General features: G+C 70.5%; 12 protein-coding genes. 7 read left to right on the top strand and 5 right to left on the bottom strand.

The annotated features are described in order from the left end of the window. Window positions 1–161: 161 nt before the first annotated feature. Window positions 162–398 (top strand): hypothetical protein, encoded by a 237-nt coding sequence (locus OG223_RS41625; RefSeq protein WP_329260603.1) that lies wholly within the window; start codon window positions 162–164, stop codon window positions 396–398. A gap of 174 nt (window positions 399–572) precedes the next feature. Here the strand turns inward: OG223_RS41625 and gcl are convergent, their stop codons facing one another. Further along, window positions 573–2,357: a glyoxylate carboligase gene (gcl, locus tag OG223_RS41620; protein WP_329260600.1), complete on the bottom strand. Its 1,785-nt coding sequence runs from the start codon at window positions 2,355–2,357 to the stop codon at window positions 573–575. Window positions 2,358–2,536: 179 nt separating this feature from the next. On the opposite strand from gcl, the gene OG223_RS41615 reads away from it, so the two are divergent. Then, window positions 2,537–3,244, top strand: coding sequence for a hypothetical protein (locus OG223_RS41615; RefSeq protein ID WP_329260597.1), 708 nt, complete (start codon window positions 2,537–2,539; stop codon window positions 3,242–3,244). 73 nt (window positions 3,245–3,317) lie between these two features. Here the strand turns inward: OG223_RS41615 and OG223_RS41610 are convergent, their stop codons facing one another. The 3 genes from OG223_RS41610 to OG223_RS41600 all read right to left on the bottom strand — a co-directional run bounded on the left by OG223_RS41610 (window position 3,318) and on the right by OG223_RS41600 (window position 7,769). After that, the gene (locus tag OG223_RS41610) at window positions 3,318–4,082 is read right to left on the bottom strand and encodes a class I SAM-dependent methyltransferase (RefSeq protein ID WP_329260594.1); all 765 of its coding nucleotides are present in this window, start codon (window positions 4,080–4,082) and stop codon (window positions 3,318–3,320) included. A 400-nt stretch (window positions 4,083–4,482) separates the two neighbouring features. Then, complete coding sequence (locus OG223_RS41605) at window positions 4,483–6,102, bottom strand: AMP-binding protein (protein WP_329260591.1); 1,620 nt, start codon at window positions 6,100–6,102, stop codon at window positions 4,483–4,485. Beyond that, the gene (locus OG223_RS41600; protein ID WP_329260588.1) at window positions 6,099–7,769 is read right to left on the bottom strand and encodes an AMP-binding protein; all 1,671 of its coding nucleotides are present in this window, start codon (window positions 7,767–7,769) and stop codon (window positions 6,099–6,101) included. Before OG223_RS41600 ends, OG223_RS41605 begins: the two co-directional genes overlap by 4 nt. Before the next feature lie 125 nt (window positions 7,770–7,894). Here OG223_RS41600 and OG223_RS41595 point away from each other — a divergent pair, with 125 nt between their 5' ends. The 4 genes from OG223_RS41595 (at window position 7,895) to OG223_RS41580 (ending at window position 13,597) form a co-directional block, all read left to right on the top strand. Next, window positions 7,895–8,728 carry a response regulator transcription factor gene (locus tag OG223_RS41595; protein WP_329260585.1) on the top strand — a complete coding sequence of 278 codons (834 nt, stop codon included), beginning with the start codon at window positions 7,895–7,897 and terminating at the stop codon, window positions 8,726–8,728. A gap of 249 nt (window positions 8,729–8,977) precedes the next feature. Continuing rightward, on the top strand, window positions 8,978–11,794 hold the full coding sequence (locus OG223_RS41590; RefSeq protein WP_329260582.1) for a helix-turn-helix transcriptional regulator: 2,817 nt from the start codon (window positions 8,978–8,980) through the stop codon (window positions 11,792–11,794). Window positions 11,795–11,997: 203 nt separating this feature from the next. Continuing rightward, window positions 11,998–12,789 carry a S1 family peptidase gene (locus tag OG223_RS41585; RefSeq protein ID WP_329260579.1) on the top strand — a complete coding sequence of 264 codons (792 nt, stop codon included), beginning with the start codon at window positions 11,998–12,000 and terminating at the stop codon, window positions 12,787–12,789. 160 nt (window positions 12,790–12,949) lie between these two features. Further along, window positions 12,950–13,597: a LysE family translocator gene (locus tag OG223_RS41580; protein ID WP_329265744.1), complete on the top strand. Its 648-nt coding sequence runs from the start codon at window positions 12,950–12,952 to the stop codon at window positions 13,595–13,597. A gap of 22 nt (window positions 13,598–13,619) precedes the next feature. On the opposite strand, the gene OG223_RS41575 is transcribed toward OG223_RS41580, so the two are convergent. Next, window positions 13,620–14,753 (bottom strand): winged helix DNA-binding domain-containing protein, encoded by a 1,134-nt coding sequence (locus tag OG223_RS41575; RefSeq protein WP_329265743.1) that lies wholly within the window; start codon window positions 14,751–14,753, stop codon window positions 13,620–13,622. 185 nt (window positions 14,754–14,938) lie between these two features. Between OG223_RS41575 and OG223_RS41570 the strand changes: the two genes are divergently transcribed. Further along, window positions 14,939–16,126: a magnesium and cobalt transport protein CorA gene (locus OG223_RS41570; RefSeq protein WP_329260576.1), complete on the top strand. Its 1,188-nt coding sequence runs from the start codon at window positions 14,939–14,941 to the stop codon at window positions 16,124–16,126. Window positions 16,127–16,385: the final 259 nt, after the last annotated feature.

The raw sequence follows: 16,385 nt of genomic DNA, 5'->3' as shown, positions 1-16,385 counted from the left end.
GACCTGAGAGGAGAGGCATCCGGTTCCGTCGCCGCCGCCGCGGTCCCGGCCGAAACACCCACCCGATGACACCGAACAGCACCGGACACGGACGGTTCCGTATCCGGTGCTCTTCGGTGTTCCGGGGTGCGGATCCGCCGTGCGCGCAGCAGCCTGAAGACATGGCACATCCACCGGAACATCCGCGCATCGTGGTCCACCCTCCGGCGCTGGACGGCTCCCGCCGGGTCACCAGTGGCTCGGAGACCCTGGGGATCGCCTCCCACCTCGACGATGTGGTCGAGATCCTGCGGCTGGTCGATCTGGATCGGGTCGAGGTCGAGGAGAGTGATCTCATCGAGTGGGAGGGTGGTGGGCCGGAGGACTGGCCGGGGTTGTCGGAACACCACGATCAGTGAACCGGGTGGGGCCGGGTAGGTCCTGCCGGGTTCTGTCGGTTGCGGGGTGCGGGTTGTCTGTGGCTGGTCGCGCAGTTCCCCGCGCCCCTTTGGTCGGCGCTTCGCGCCTGCCAAGAAGTAGGGGCGGGCCCATCCTTTCGGATGGGCCCGCCCCTACTTGTCCCAGATCTTGTCTCAGACCTTCAGGCGCCTGATCGACGTCGGTGCGTGGCCGGGCTCGGTCGCCACGTCCTCGAACTCCACCACCTCGCTGATGTCGTTCGTCCTGCTCATCGCGATGTTGGTGACTCGTTCGAGGATCGCTTCGACGACGACCGGGACGCGGAACTCCGCGGCGAGTTTCCTGGCCTGGTCGAAGGCCGTGCCGAGTTCGGTGGGGTCGGTGACGCGGATGGCCTTGCAGCCGAGGCCCTCGACGACCTTGATGTGGTCGACGCCGTAGACGCCCAGCTCGGGCGAGTTGATGTTCTCGAATTCCAGGTTGACCTGGAAGTTGATGTCGAGGCCGAGCTGGGCCTGGCGGATGAGGCCCAAGTAGGCGTTGTTCACGAGGACATGGACGTACGGGATCCGGTGCTGTGCCCCGACCGCCAGTTCCTCGATCATGAACTGGAAGTCGTAGTCGCCGGAGAGGGCGACCACGGACGCCTCGGGGTCGGCCTTGGCGACGCCCAGCGCGGCCGGGATGGTCCAGCCGAGGGGACCCGCCTGGCCGCAGTTGATCCAGTGGCGTGGGCGGTAGACGTGCAGCATCTGAGCGCCGGCGATCTGCGAGAGGCCGATGGTGGAGACGTACCGGGTCCCCGGGCCGAAAGCCTTGTTCATCTCCTCGTAGACGCGCTGCGGTTTGATCGGGATGTCGTCGAAGTGCGTACGCCGCTGGAGAGTTGACCTCTTCTCCTGTGCCGAGGCCGCCCAGACGGAACGGTCGGGGAGGGTGCCCGCGGCCTTCAACTCCCGTGCCACCTCGACGAAAAGCTCCAGCGCCGCCTTCGCGTCGGACGCGATGCCGTAGTCGGGGGCGAAGATCCTGCCGATCTGGGTGGGCTCGATGTCGACGTGGACGAACTTCCGTCCGGCCGTGTAGACGTCCAGTTTGCCGGTGTGCCGGTTGGCCCAGCGGTTGCCGATGCCGAGGACGAAGTCGGACTCCAGGAAGGTCGCGTTGCCGTAGCGGTGCGAGGTCTGGAGGCCGACCATGCCGGCGTTCAGTTCGTGGTCGTCGGGGAGGACACCCCAGCCCATCAGGGTCGGGACCACCGGGGTACCCGTCAACTCGGCGAACTCGACGAGGAGTTCGGCCGCGTCGGCGTTGATGACACCGCCGCCCGCGACGATCAGCGGGCGCTCGGAGGCGTTGAGGAGTCCGATCGCCTTCTCGATCTGGGCGCGGGTCGCGGCCGGCTTGTAGACCGGCAGCGGCTCGTACGTCTCCGGGTCGAACTCGATCTCCGTGAGCTGCACGTCGATCGGCAGGTCGACGAGGACCGGGCCGGGGCGGCCCGAGCGCATCAGGTGGAAGGCCTGCTGGAAGACGCCGGGGACCTGGGCCGCCTCCAGGACGGTGACCGCCATCTTGGTCACCGGGCCCGCGATCGAGGCGATGTCGACGGCCTGGAAGTCCTCTTTGTGGAGCACGGCGGTCGGGGCCTGGCCCGTGATGCAGAGGATCGGGATCGAGTCGCCGGTCGCCGAGTACAGGCCGGTGATCATGTCGGTGCCGGCCGGGCCCGAAGTGCCGATGCAGACACCGATGTTGCCCGGGCGGGTACGGGTGTAGCCCTCGGCCATGTGCGAGGCGCCCTCGACATGGCGGGCGAGGGTGTGGTGGATACCGCCGGAGGCCTTGAGCGCGGCGTAGAAGGGGTTGATCGCCGCACCCGGGACGCCGAACGCGTCGCTGACGCCCTCGCGCTTGAGGATCTCGACTGCCGCGCGGGCAGCGGTCATACGAGCCATGGAGTACTCCTGCTTCGGCTGTCGGATTCGCATCACCGGCGCGCCCCGCGGTGAAAACTCCCCGATGGATTTCGACTACTTCCGCATTGTGGAATCTAACTTCTACTATCTGGAATTCAATGTAAGTGGGGTGACCAAGGCCGTCAAGGGACGGACAAGCAGGGGTTTTCAGGAGGACTATGGGGCTCATGTCCGAGAGCGTGTCGGTGCGCTGTCCCAGTTGCCGACGTGAGCACGTCTACGCGGCACCGTCGTATCCCTGTGTGTGCGGGGCCCCTGTCGCCCCGCCGCTGGACCCGCGCGGGGTGGCGACGGTCGTGACCCACCGGGTGTGGGACGAGGACTGGATCGCCGTGCGCTGCGCGGCCTGCGGCCGGCTGGACGAGTGGCCGTACCCGGAGCTGGGCTGCCCGTGCGGGACGCTGCTGCGGATTCCGGTCGCGGGGGCGGAGCCGACGGCGGAACCGGCCCCGAGGACCACCAAGGTCCGCGCCGACGTCGAGGGCCGGCCCGCGTTCCAGCCCGTCACGATCCGTACCGCGCGCGACGCGGTCACCGCCGCCGCGCTGTATCTGCGCTGGCTCGGCTACCGGGACATCCGCCGCGCCGACCAGCGGCCGCCGTCCGGCATCGGCCTTGCCGCCCGCGGCATCCTGGCGCAGGTGGACCCGACCGTGCGGCCGGCCTCACTGCGCGACGTGGAGTGCCTGTGGCTGACGGCCATGACGGAGACCACCGAGTGCGTCTACTTCTCCCTCGCCGGATACACCGACGACGCCCGCGCCCGCGCGGACGCCCTCGGCATCCCCCTGTTCGTCCTCGACCTCACGGGCACACCCCAGCCGGTGAACGACCTGGCGGACCAACTCGACGCGGCGGGGAGTTAGTGCTCCGGCCGTGGATCGTGATGCCTGTGCATGACGCCGGCATCGAGGCCGAGGCCGATGGCTTCCCCTTCGGTCAGCCGACCAGGCGGGCTTTCCAGATTTCCTCGCTGGGCCACCGGTGTGCCCAGTCGGCGGAGACCTCGGGGTAGTTCCGGTGCGCGGACTCGGGCGCCTGGACTTCGATCAGGTCCTCGATGACGAAACCGTGGGATCGCAGCAGGCGGATCATGTCGCCGTGCGGGAGGGTGAACTCCACTGCCCCGCCCCCGTCCAGCCGACGCAGGCCGAACTGTGGACGGAGCAGCGTGGTGGCGGCGGTTCCGTCCGGCGGCGTGCAGAGCGCGAACAGGGGTGACCGGCGGGTGAACGTCAGTTGACCGCCGGGAGCGAGCAGGCGCGCGGCCTCGGGGATCCACCGGTAGGGATCGCACCACAGCGAGGCGCCGTAGTCGCTGATCGCGAAGTCGAACGTGTCGTCGTCGTAGGGGACTTGCTCGGCGTTGCCCAGCACGAGGGGGAAGTCGAGGCCGAACTCCGTCTGCATCTCCCGTGCGGTGGCGAGCTGTTCACGCGACAGATCGATCCCGACAGGGTGGGCGCCTGCTCGCGCGAGCCAGGCCGAGACGTACGCGGTGCCACAACCCAGCTCGATCGCGCGCGACCCGGCGATGTCCTCGGGAAACACCGAGGCTTGCGACTCCGGCGTCGCCCACAGTCCCCAACGTGGCTGCGCCGCCGCCCAATGGCCCCGCGCGAGCGGACCGTGCGAGGCCGCCGCGTGGTCATCCCAGTAGCGCCGGTTCAGCTCGACATGGTCGGCAGGCCCGTGAACGGTCATGGAGGCATTGGAGCGGGGCCCGTGTGTGGCGGCAACCGAATTTGAGGGCGCTCATGGCTTCGAGGCGACTCTGCGCCGGCTACGGCATGCGGCACCCGCTCAGCCGGGCCAAGAATGACCCGCCGCGCAGGCCGTCCCATGAGACGCGCCGCAGACCGTCGAGGCACGCGGGGCACGGGCCCGACTCGGGCCGTTCTGACGGCTCTTGGCCTGACGCCTGGCGACCGATCCGCCCGCAGCCGAGCGCCTCGTGCAGCGTTGACCGCCTCGTCGAATCCACCCGCACCAGCCCGAGGGCGGCACCAGGATTCACCGGAAGCGCACGGGCCCGCCAGCCGTACCGCGAGCCGGCGCCCTACCGCCGATCACCCCGTGGGCTCCGCACCCTCACCTCACCGCCTCACCCCTCAGCACCCCGAACAGCCCGCTCCCGCAGCTCGACCTTCCGCACCTTCCCCGACACCGTCATCGGAAAGGCGTCCATGACCTGGAGCAGGCTCGGGATCTTGTAGTGCGCCAACCTGCCCTCGCAGAAGCCGCGCAGTTCCTCCAGGGTCAGCGGGTCCGCCGGGTCGCGTGGGATGACGCAGGCCAGGACCTCCTCGCCGTAGCGCTCGTTCGGGATGCCGACGACCTGGACGTCCGCGATCTTCGGGTGGGTGTAGAGGAACTCCTCGATCTCGCGCGGGTAGATGTTCTCGCCGCCTCGGATGATCATGTCCTTGATGCGGCCGACGATCTCGACGTAGCCGTCCTCGCGCATCATCGCGAGGTCACCCGTGTACATCCAGCGGCCCGCGTCGATCGCCTCGGCGGTCTTGCCGGGCTCGTTCCAGTAGCCGAGCATCACGCTGTAGCCGCGGGTGCACAACTCCCCTGCCGTGCCCCGGGGTTGGGTGATGCCGGTCGCCGGGTCGACGACCTTGACCTCCAGGTGTGGAAGGACCCGGCCGACCGTGCCGGTGCGGTGTTCCAGGTCGTCGTCCATCCGCGTCTGCAGCGAGACCGGGGACGTCTCCGTCATGCCGTAGCAGATGGACACCTCCGCCATGTGCATCTCGGCGACCACCCGTTTCATCACCTCGACCGGGCAGGGCGAGCCCGCCATGATGCCGGTGCGGAGCGAGGAGAGGTCGTAGGTCGCGAAGTCGGGGAGGTTCAACTCCGCGATGAACATGGTCGGTACGCCGTAGAGGGACGTGCAGCGCTCCTGCTGGACCGCCTTCAGGGTCGCCGCCGGGTCGAAGGACGCGGCCGGGATCACGATGCACGCGCCGTGCGAGGTGGCCGCCAGGTTGCCCATCACCATGCCGAAGCAGTGGTAAAAGGGCACCGGGATACAGACCCGGTCCTGCTCGGTGTAGGCGATCAACTCGCCCACGAAATAGCCGTTGTTGAGGATGTTGTGGTGGGAGAGGGTGGCGCCCTTGGGGAAACCCGTCGTGCCGGACGTGTACTGGATGTTGATGGCGTCGTCGCAGGACAGTTCCGCGTACGGCTCGTCCCCCGTGCCGCGGCTCAGCAGCGCGTCCCAGCTCGGGTCGCCGATGTACACGACCTCGCGCAACTCAGGGCACTTTCCCCGCACTTGGTCGACCATCGCCCGGTAGTCGCTCGTCTTGTGGGCCACCGAGGCGAACAGGACCGAGATCCCCGCCTGCTTGAGGACGAACTCCACCTCGTGGGTGCGGTACGCCGGGTTGATGTTCACCATGACCGCGCCGATCCGGGCGGTGGCGTACTGAACCAGCACCCACTCCGGGCAGTTGATCGCCCAGATGCCCACCCGGTCGCCCTTCGCGACACCGCTCGCGAGCAGCGCCTGGGCCAACTGGTCGATGTCGGCGGCGAATTGAGCGTACGTCCAGCGCCGCCCGGACGGCACGTCGACCAGTGCCTCGCGGTCGGGCCACGCGGCCACCGCCCGGTCGAGGTCGGCGCCGATGGTGTCGCCGAGGAGTGAAGTCCCGCTGGTTCCATGGCTGTACGAGTTCAACGGCGAGTTCGTCGGCGAGTTCATCGGAAGTCCTCCTCGCGGTACTCGGCGGCCGACCCCGCGGCCGTCGCCTCCCGCAGTTCGATCCGGCGGATCTTGCCGGAGACGGTCTTGGGCAGGTCCGCGAACTCAAGGCGGCGGATGCGCTTGTAGGGGGCGAGGACGTCGCGCGAGTGCTCGAACAGCACCTTCGCGGTGTCGGGTCCCGGCTCCCAGCCCGCCGCGAGCACGACGTACGCCTTCGGTACGGCGAGCCGCAGCTCGTCCGGCGCGGGCACCACGGCGGCCTCGGCCACCGCCTCGTGCTCCAGCAGGGCGCTCTCCAGCTCGAACGGGGAGATCTTGTAGTCGGAGGCCTTGAAGACGTCGTCGGACCGGCCGACGTAGGTGATGTAGCCGTCCGCGTCCCGGGCGCCGATGTCGCCGGTGCGGTAGTAGCCGCCCGCCATCGCCTCCGCCGTACGGTCCGGGTCTCCGTGGTAGCCGGTCATCAGGCCCACCGGACGGTTGGACAGGTCGAGCGCGATCTCCCCCTCGGCCACGCCCGGCGCGCCCGACACCGGATCGAGCAGCTCGACCCGGTAACCCGGGCTCGGCCGCCCCATCGAACCCGTCTTCAACGGCTGGCCGGGACTGTTGGACACCTGCACGGCCGTCTCCGTCTGCCCGAAACCGTCCCGGATCGTGACGCCCCAGGCCCGCCGGACCTGCTCGATCACCTCGGGGTTGAGCGGCTCCCCCGCGGCCAGGGCCTCGCGGGGCGGGGTGCGCAGTTGGGTCAGGTCGGCCTGGATGAGCATCCGCCACACGGTCGGCGGGGCGCAGAAGGTGGTGACGCCCGCCCGGTCCATCTCGGCCAGCAGCCGGGGCGCGTCGAAGCGGGTGTAGTTGTGGATGAAGACGGTCGCCTCGGCGTTCCACGGGGCGAAGAGGTTGGACCAGGCGTGCTTGGCCCAGCCGGGCGAGGAGATGTTGAGATGCACGTCTCCGGGCCGGAGGCCGATCCAGTACATCGTCGCCAAGTGCCCGATCGGGTACGACGTGTGGGTGTGCTCGACCAGCTTGGGGTGGGCGGTGGTGCCCGAGGTGAAGTAGAGCATCAGCGGGTCGTCGGCCAGGGTCGCCTCGTCCGGCGCGAACGCGGCCGGGGCGGCGTACGCGTCCTCGTACGTCCGCCACCCCTCGACCGCGCCGCCGACCGTGATCCGCGTGTAGGTCCCGGGCACCTCGTCGAACTTCGCGGCGTCCGCGGCGCGCACGATCACCTGCCGGACCCGGCCGCGTTCGACGCGGTCGCGCAGGTCGGCGGCGCCGAGCAGCGGGGTGGCGGGGATGACGACGGCGCGCAGCTTCATCGCGGCCAGGGCCGTCTCCCACAGCTCGGTCTGGTTGCCGAGCATGACGAGGATCCGGTCCTCGGCGCGGACGCCCTGGGCGCGCAGCCAGTTGGCGACCCGGTTCGAGCGCTCGGACAGCTCGGCGAAGGAGAAGGCGGCCTCGGAGCCGTCCTCCTCCACGATCCGCAGGGCCGTGCGGTCGTTGCCGGCCGCGATGACGTCGAACCAGTCGAGCGCCCAGTTGAAGTGCTCGGGCCGGGGCCAGGAGAAACCCTCGTAGGCCGTGTCATAGTCCTCGCGATGCGCCAACAGGAAATCCCGGGCGCTGCGGAACGACTCACTCGCCGTCGTCATCTGTCCTCCTAGTAACCGGACCATTGCCGGGCGGCTCTCTGACATCGTGTAATCCGTGATGTGGGTCTCACTACCCCCGTACGGGGGTGTGTGCAGCAGAGCGGCCGCAATGAAGGGGCAAGCGGGTGGCGACGGACGCGGCGGGGATGGTGGAGATTCAGGCGGCGCTGGTACGACTCCGGCGCGGCACCGGGCTGCCGGTCGCCTTCGGCGGCCTGGTCGAAAGCGGCCGGCAGCAGATGCGCATCAGCGAACTGAGCGGCACGTTGACCCCGTCCCTGCGCGCCCTCGCGGTGTCCTCGGGCAACGGCCTCGGCGGCAAGGCGGTCGCCCTCGCCCGCCCGTGCGCCGTCCTGGACTACTCCGCCTCCCGCCAGATCAGCCACGAGTACGACGCCCCGGTGGCCGCCGAGGGCCTGCGCGCGATCCTCGCGGTCCCGGTCGTCGTACGACGCCGGGTGCGAGGTGTCCTCTACGGCGCGCTGCGCACCGCCCAGCCCTTGGGCGACCGGATGCTGAGCGCGGCGATGGCGGCCGCGCGGGACGTGGAGCAGGCGCTGGTGGTCCGGGAGGAGGTGCGGGAGCTGCTGAGCGCGGCGCGCCCCGCGCCGGCCCCCGACCCGGCGGCGAGCGCGGTGTGGGAGCAGGTGCGGGAGGCGCACGCGGCGCTGCGGGCGCTGGCCCCGCGTATCCCGGACCCGGCGCTGCGGGCCGAACTCCTGGACGCCTGCGGCCTGTTGACCACCGAGGCGGCGACCGGGGAGGTGGAGCTGGCGCCCCGGGAGCTGGACGTACTGGCGTGTGTGGCGGCGGGGGCGACGAACGCGGTGGCGGCGGAGCGGCTCGGGCTGCGGCCGGAGACGGTGAAGGGGTATCTGCGCTCGGCGATGCGGAGGCTGGGCGCGCACACCCGCGGGGAGGCCGTGGTGGCGGCGCGGCGGGCGGGGGTGCTGCCGTGAGGCCTCGCGGTACCGGCCGGGCCCGGGCGCTGCCCGCCGGTTCCGGACAGGCCCGGACACTGCCCCCTGGCACCGGACGGGCCCGGGTGGGATCCTCTGGACCAGCCTTCGCGACGACCGTCTATTCATTCATCGGAGCTTTGAATTTCCTGATGCCGCACAGTTGTTATTTCCCTCACGACCCCGTCCATCCGAATTTCAAGGACTGATTGCCTAATATTGGCCCGGACACGACACACGAGGGGAGCGGTGACCGTGCGACGGGACTTCAAGGAGCCTGCCAGAACGCGCCCCGACCTGGTCATCGGCCGGGAGGAGATGTTCAACGCCGCCCGTGACCAGCTCGCCGAGGGTGGCAGTGTGCTGCTCCACGGCCCCGCCGGAATAGGAAAGTCGACCGTCCTGCGGGCCTTGGCCGCGGAATACGGCGACACGGCACGGACCGTCTTGCGCTGCTCGGCCACGGAGTCCGAATCCCATCTCCCCTTCCTGGCCCTCGCCGACCTCCTTGGTCTGGTCCTGGACGAGGTGTCCGAGCGGCTGCCCGTCGCCCAGCGCACGGCACTGGAATCCGCGCTCACCGGACGCGGTGAGTCCTCCCTCCAGCGCGACGGACTCGCCCTGCGCCTCGCCGTCCTGTCCGCGCTGCGCGCCCTCGCCGCCGACGGCCCCGTCTTCGTCGTAGCCGATGATCTGCAGTGGCTGGACCCGGCCAGCGCGGAACTCCTCGGCTTCGCCGCCCGCCGCCTCGGGGACACCCAGGTGCAGATGGTCTTCGCGGTGCGCACCGAGGGCCAGGAGTACGACCGCTATCTGAGCGCCTCGCCGCCGGACACCCTCGCGTTCCGGCTCAGCCCGCTCTCCCGGGCCCAGGTCTCCGCGCTGCTCGACCACCGCGGCTACACCGGGCTGCCCCGCTCCACGGTCCGCGAGATCCACCGCACCAGCGGCGGAAACCCGCTGTTCGCACTGGAGTTGGGCCGCGCCCTCGCCGAGAACCCGACCCCGCCGAGACCCGGCGAGCCGCTCCCCGTGCCCACCTCGCTACGCGCGTTGGTGCTGAGCCGGCTCGACATGCTGCCCGCCGAGGCCCGCCGCACCCTGCTGGTCGCGAGCGCGGGCGCCCGCCCGACCGTGGCCCTGCTCCAGACGGCCGGCCGGGAGAACGCCGAGGCCGAGACCGCCCAGGCCGCCGAACTCGGCCTGCTGGCAACGGAACCCGAGGGCCCCGCCGTACGGTTCGCGCATCCGCTGATCTCCGCCGCGCTGTACGCGGAGGCCCCCGCGCAGGAGCGACGGGCCGCGCACGCCGCGCTGTCGACCGCGGCCCCCGACCCCATCGAGCGCGCCCGGCACCTGGCGCTGGCCACCATAGGCACCGACCCGGAGGTCGCCGCCCGGCTCGCCGAGGCCGCCACCCTGGCCCGCGACCGCGGGGCGCCCTCGGTCGCCGCCTCGCTCGGACTGCTCGCCGCCCGGCACACCCCCGGTGACAGCGTGCCGGGCCCGGACGAGCGGCGGTTGCAGGCCTCCGAGGACGCGATCACCGCGGGCGAGCTGGACCTCGCCCGGGACATCGCGCGCGAGGTGCTGACCCGGACCTCGGTGCCCGCCGAGCGGGTGCGGGCCTGGATCATCGTGATCGACACGGCGGGCCACTCGATGGCGGACGTCGACGCCGTCTTCCCGCAGGCCCTCGCCGACGCGGGCGACGACCCCCGGCTGCTCGCCCTGGTCCGCTACCAACTGGCCTGGCGCGCCCTGCTCGTGGAGGGCGACTTCGCGGAGGCCCGGGCGGAGACCGCGCGCTCGGCGGAGTTGGCCGCGCGCGCCGGCGACCGGCGCACCGAACTCCTCGCGCTCTCTTTCCAGGCGCAGACCGAGACCCTGATGGGGCATCCGGACGCCCCGCACACCATCAAGCGCGCGCTGAAGGAGCCCCAGGACCCGAGGGTGGCGTGCCATCACAACGGCGCCGGCTCGGCCCGGTTCCGCTGGCTGGTGATGAGCGATCAACTGCCGGAGGCACGCGCCACCATCACCGCGCTGCTGCGCGAGGTGCGGCGGCGCGGGTCGGTGGAGAGCGAGGTGCACTTCCTGCGCGGCTTCGCCGAGACCGAACTGCGCTCCGGGCACTGCGGCCGCGCCCTCGACCTGGCCCGGGAGGGCCTCAGGCTGGCCCGCGACTCCGGCATCGGCCAGACCGCGTCCGCGATGCTCACCGCGCTCGCCGAGGCCTCCGGCGGTGACGTCGAGGAGGCCCTCGCGCTGGCCCGGGAGGCGGTCGAGCACGCCGAGGAGGACGGCGACCAGATGTATCTCTCCCGTGCTCTCGGGGCCCTGGGATACGCCCAGTTGGTCGCCGGGGACGCGCACGGGACCGTCCGCTCGCTGCGCCGGGTCCGCGAACTGGAGCAGGCCCTCAAGGTGACCGACCCGGCGCGCGGCCGCTGGCACGGCGACCTCGCCGAGGCCCTCGTCCGCATCGGCGAGATCGCCGAGGCCCAGGACGTCATCGACGTGACCCGCGAGCGCGCGCTGCGCCTCGGCCGCGAGAGCGTCCTCGCCGTACTCGACCGCGCCGAGGCCCTGGTGCGCGCGGCACGCGGCGAACACGACGCGGCCGTGGCGCAACTGACGTCCGTTCAGGACCGGCTCGCCAAACTCGGCTACGGCCTGGAGGAGGCCCGCGCCGCGTTCGCGCTGGCGTCGCTGCGCACCGGACAGCCCGGACCGACGTCGTACGACGAGGCGACCCGGCTGTTCCGGCGCTGCCGGGCGCTGCCCTGGCTGCGGCAGGTGGACGAGGCGGCCGTCACCAGGACGCCGGAGCCGACGCCCGTGCCCACGCCCACCCCCGCCCTGGAGGGGCTCGACGGGCTGGCCTCGATGGAGCGTCAGGTCGCCGCGCTCGTCATGGAGGGCGCCACCAACCGGGAGATCGCCGCCCGGCTGTTCATCAGCGTCAAGACGGTCGAGGCGACCCTGACCCGGGTCTACCGCAAGCTGGGGATCCGCTCCCGGGTGGATATCGTCCGACTGGCGGCGGGGCGCCGTCCGAACTGAGGACCCTACGGGTTAACTGTGCGGCGACCGAGGGTTTTCCCTGCCCAACTCCCCTAGGGGGTTCCCTCATTGGGAGCAGGGTGTCCCGGGTTCTAGCTTATGGGTGTGCCGCTCGCCCGGGCATACGGGGGTCGGTCCCGCGACCCCCGTTGCACACCCCCACACCCGCGCGATCCCCCACCGGCAAGCCAATGAGGAGACTCATGTTCGGGCTCAACCGCGCCAAGAGAACCACCGCAGTCGTCGCAGCCGCAGCCGCTGCCGCGGCGACCGCACTGCTCAGCGCCCCCACCGCTGTGGCAGCCCCCCAGCCCATCGTCGGCGGTTCCACGACCACGGCGACGGCGTACCCGTTCGTCATGCAGATCACGGACGCCTCGCAGAACCAGTTCTGCGGCGGCACGCTCGTCTCCGCGACCAAGGTGGTCACCGCCGCCCACTGTATGGTCGGCGAGACCACCAGCAGCGTCCGCGTGGTCGGCGGCCGCACGTACCTCAACGGTACGAACGGCACCGTCAGCAAGGTCAGCAAGATCTGGATCAACCCCAGCTACACGGACGCCACCAACGGCGACGACGTGGCCGTGCTGACCCTGTCGACCTCGATGCCGTACACCACGGCGTCGTACGTCTCCTCCTCCCAGACCAGCGTGTACGCGGCCGGCACCACCGCCCGCATCCTCGGCTGGGGCACCACCTCGGAGAACGGCAGCTCCTCCAACCAGCTCCGGACCGCGACCGTCCCGATCGTGTCCGACTCGAGCTGCAAGAGCTCCTACGGTTCGGACTTCATCGCGTCCGACATGGTTTGCGCCGGATACACATCCGGCGGCGTAGACACCTGCCAGGGCGACAGCGGCGGTCCCCTGCTCATCGGGGGCGTCCTGGCAGGGATCACTTCTTGGGGCGAGGGCTGTGCCGAGGCGGGTTACCCGGGTGTGTACTCCCGGCTGACCACGTTCTCCAGCCTGGTGACCACACAGGTCAACTCGTAACCCGGAAGATCTCCTGAGCACTCCTCAGGGAAAAACCAGGGTGCGTTGCGGGCTTCCACGAGCAGCCCGCAACGCACCCTATCCATGTGCCCGGGGCCCCGGCCCTAGAGCGGACTCCCCGACGCCTGTTTCAATGAGCGCCGGATGGGAGTTGATGGCCATGCTGTCCACGGACCGCTTTCTCGCCTTCGCCGCGATGTCGTTGCTGGTGATCGTGATCCCGGGACCCAGCGTCCTGTTCGTCATCGGCCGCGCGCTCGCCCACGGCCGCCGTACGGCGGTGGCGACGGCGATCGGCAATGTCTTCGGCTCGTATCTCCTCGTGACGGCGGTGGCGTTCGGCATCGGCGCGCTGGTGGAACGCTCGGTCACGATCTACCTGACGGTGAAACTGGCGGGCGCCGCCTATCTGATCTACCTGGGCGTCCAGGCGTTCCGCCACCGCAAGGACCTGAAGGCCTCCGCGATGCGGACGGCCCCCGCGACGGAACCCCGCGGCGACCTCCGTACGGTCCTGGACGGCGCGCTCGTCGGTGTCACCAACCCCAAGGGCGTGGTGTTCTTCGCCGCCGTACTCCCCCAGTTCGTCGACCACGCGGCGGGCCGCGTCCCGCTCCAGATGCTCCTGCTCGGCCTGATCCCCATCTCCATCGGCCTGGTCACGGACACCCTGTGGGGCCTGACCGCCTCGGCGGCCCGCACCTGGTTCGCCGGCTCCGACCGCCGTCTGTCCCTGATCGGCGGCGCGGGCGGCTTCACGATGATCGGCCTGGGCGTGACAGTCGCGGTGACGGGCCGCACGGACTGACGCCTTCCACACCACTGCGGTTCTACGGCTGTACGACCGTCCCGAACCGGATGTCGTACGACGTCCCCTGGTGCAGGGTGTCGAGCATCCGCGCGCCCTCGGCGCTCACCTCGTCCCGCTGGGCCCTGGTCAGCTTGCCGAAGGGCTCGACGACGAGGTGGCCGGCGCCGTCGTCGAGTTTCCAGACCCCGGCGAGGAACCCGTCGACGAGGAACGTGCGGTGGGCGACGTTGCCCTGCCAGGCGCGGCCCCAGTACTCGGGCGGTACGACCCGGGTGCGGTCGGCGTGGGAGAGCAGCAGGTTGTCGAACTCGGGCAGGAAGCGCGGCGGGGCCGGGGTGTCGGCGGCGGGGCGGGGCGCGTCCGGGAGGTCGAAGAGTTCGACGCCGTTCGGGTCGTGGAAGGTGACGAGTCGGGGCCGGAGGCGTTCGAAGGCCTCGCGCAGCCGGGTCAGGCCCGCCCAGGTCTGCATGTCCTTGACGGAGGCGGGCCCGAAGGCGGCGAGATAACGCAGGACGGTCGCGTCCGGGGCGGGCGCGGGCTCGGTGGGCCGGCCCAGCCAGTGCTCGGCGGTGGTGAGCGCGACCCGGCCGCTTTGCCCCCACAGCCCGCGCGGGGTGACCTGGACGAGCGGGAGCCTGCAGCGGGCGGCGATCGCGAGGGCCTGCGGGTCGGCGTCGGGCCACTCGACGAGCAGGGCCTCGCGCAACTCCTTCATCGTGCGCGGCTCGGCTTCGACGAGTTCGCGGGCGATGCCGGCGAGCCGGTCCAGGTCGACACCGACGAGCCCGTTGCGGAAGTTGCCGAGCTCACGGTCGCGGGCGGCCTGCACCAACGGGCGCAGCGTGAGGCAGTCGGCCGCGGTGTGGGTGTGGATGGTGGACCGCATGGTGACGATCCGGACGACCTCGCGCTCGGCCATCAGCCCGGACAGTTCCCCGGGCGTGAAGCCGTCGAGGCGGGCGGCGAGCGCGTAGTACGGCGGCTTGACGTTCTGGGCCTGGAGGCCGAGGAGATGCTCGACGGCGGCGTGCGCGGAGAGGGATGAGCGGCGCAGGAGGAGCTGCCGGTCGAGGGTGGCCCGGTTGAGGGCGCGGGTGTCGAGTACGGGAGCGCCGGGGCCGGCCGCGTTCTTCGCCTTGGTCGTCCGAGTCATCCGGGCCGTCCTGGTCATCCTGGTCGTCATGCTCCGCACGCTAACGGTGGTTGCGGACAGGAACCGTCCGCAACTCTCACCGAATCCCGGACCCGATCACACGCCGAGGTCGTTTGCCCCGTATATCCTGCTCGTGCTCTTGCTCCGTGATCACGCAGACGTAGGCCCGATCGAGAGGCACCGCGATGCCCCAGCGACGCGCCCGCCCCACCTCGAAGAACGGCAGATCCGGCGGAAGCGCCGGGAACGGCAGGCTGCCCGGCTGGCGCCGCACGCCCGCCCCACCCCCCGCGCCCGAGCCGAAGCCCTCGGTGTCCACCGCCGACGCGTCCCCCGCGGAACCCTCCGACCAGGGCAGCGTCGTCCAGGCCGCCCTGTACCGGGACGGCGTGCGCGTCTCGGCACCGGACACCCTCGCCGACACCTTCCGCGAACTGCGCGATCAGCCGTCCGGCATGGCCTGGATCGGCCTCGCCCGCCCCACCGAACGCGAACTCCTCTCCCTGGCCGAGGAGTTCGACCTCCACCCGCTGGCGGTCGAGGACGCGATGGAGGCCCATCAGCGCCCGAAACTGGAGCGCTACGGCGAGACGCTGTTCGTAGTCCTCAGCGCCGCCCGCTACTTGGACACGACGGAGGAGGTCGACTTCGGCGAACTGCATGTCTTCGTCGGCCCGGACTTCGTGATCACGGTCCGGCACGGAGCGGCCCCGGACCTCTCCGCCGTCCGCCAACGCATGGAGGAATCACCGGAGTTGCTGAGGCTCGGCCCCGAGGCGGTGCTGTACGCCATCCTCGACGCGGTCGTCGACGGCTACGCGCCGGTGGTCGCCGGCGTCCAGATCGACATCGACGAGATCGAGACGGAGGTCTTCCGCAACGAACCGAAAGTCTCCCGCCGTATCTACGAACTCTCCCGCGAAATGGTCGAGTTCCAGCGCGCCACCCGCCCCCTGGTCGGCATGCTGCACAGCCTGATGGCGGGCTTCGCGAAGTACGGCACGGACGAGGAACTCCAGCGCTATCTCCGCGACGTCGCCGACCACGTCACCCACACCAGCGAACAGGTCGACGGCTTCCGCCAGGCCCTCACGGACATCCTCACGGTGAACGCGACGCTGGTCACGCAGCAACAGAACGCGGAGATGCGGGCGTTGGCGGAGGCGGGGTTCGAGCAGAACGAGGAGATCAAGAAGATTTCTTCTTGGGCGGCTATTTTGTTCGCGCCGACGCTGGTCGGGACGATCTATGGGATGAACTTCGATCGGATGCCGGAGTTGCACTGGGTACTTGGATACCCCTTCGCAATCCTACTGATGGCGGTGGTGTGCACCAGTTTGTACGTCATCTTCAAGCGGAAAGACTGGCTCTGAGTAATCGCCCTGGGAGGCGCTCCCGAGAGTGGCTGCGGCCCGGATCGCGTGCTCCGACGGTGCCTCCGAGGCCGCTGGGGAGAATCTGGGGAGAATGGGCCGCGCTCCAATCTGCGCGGTCTCATGCGATCGCGGGCGTTGACCTGCGGTTGCCTCGCCGCTGAAGCGCAGGCTGGCAGCACTGATCGGCACGGAGAGTAGCCAACTTCCCTTGTGGAACGCCGAAACGGGTGGGCACAGCAGATCGCTGTGCCCACCC

Source organism: Streptomyces sp. NBC_01478, from assembly GCF_036227225.1.
GTDB lineage: Bacteria > Actinomycetota > Actinomycetes > Streptomycetales > Streptomycetaceae > Streptomyces.
Note: the sequence above shows the minus strand (reverse complement) of the source record. Positions and strands in the feature narration are given on the sequence as shown.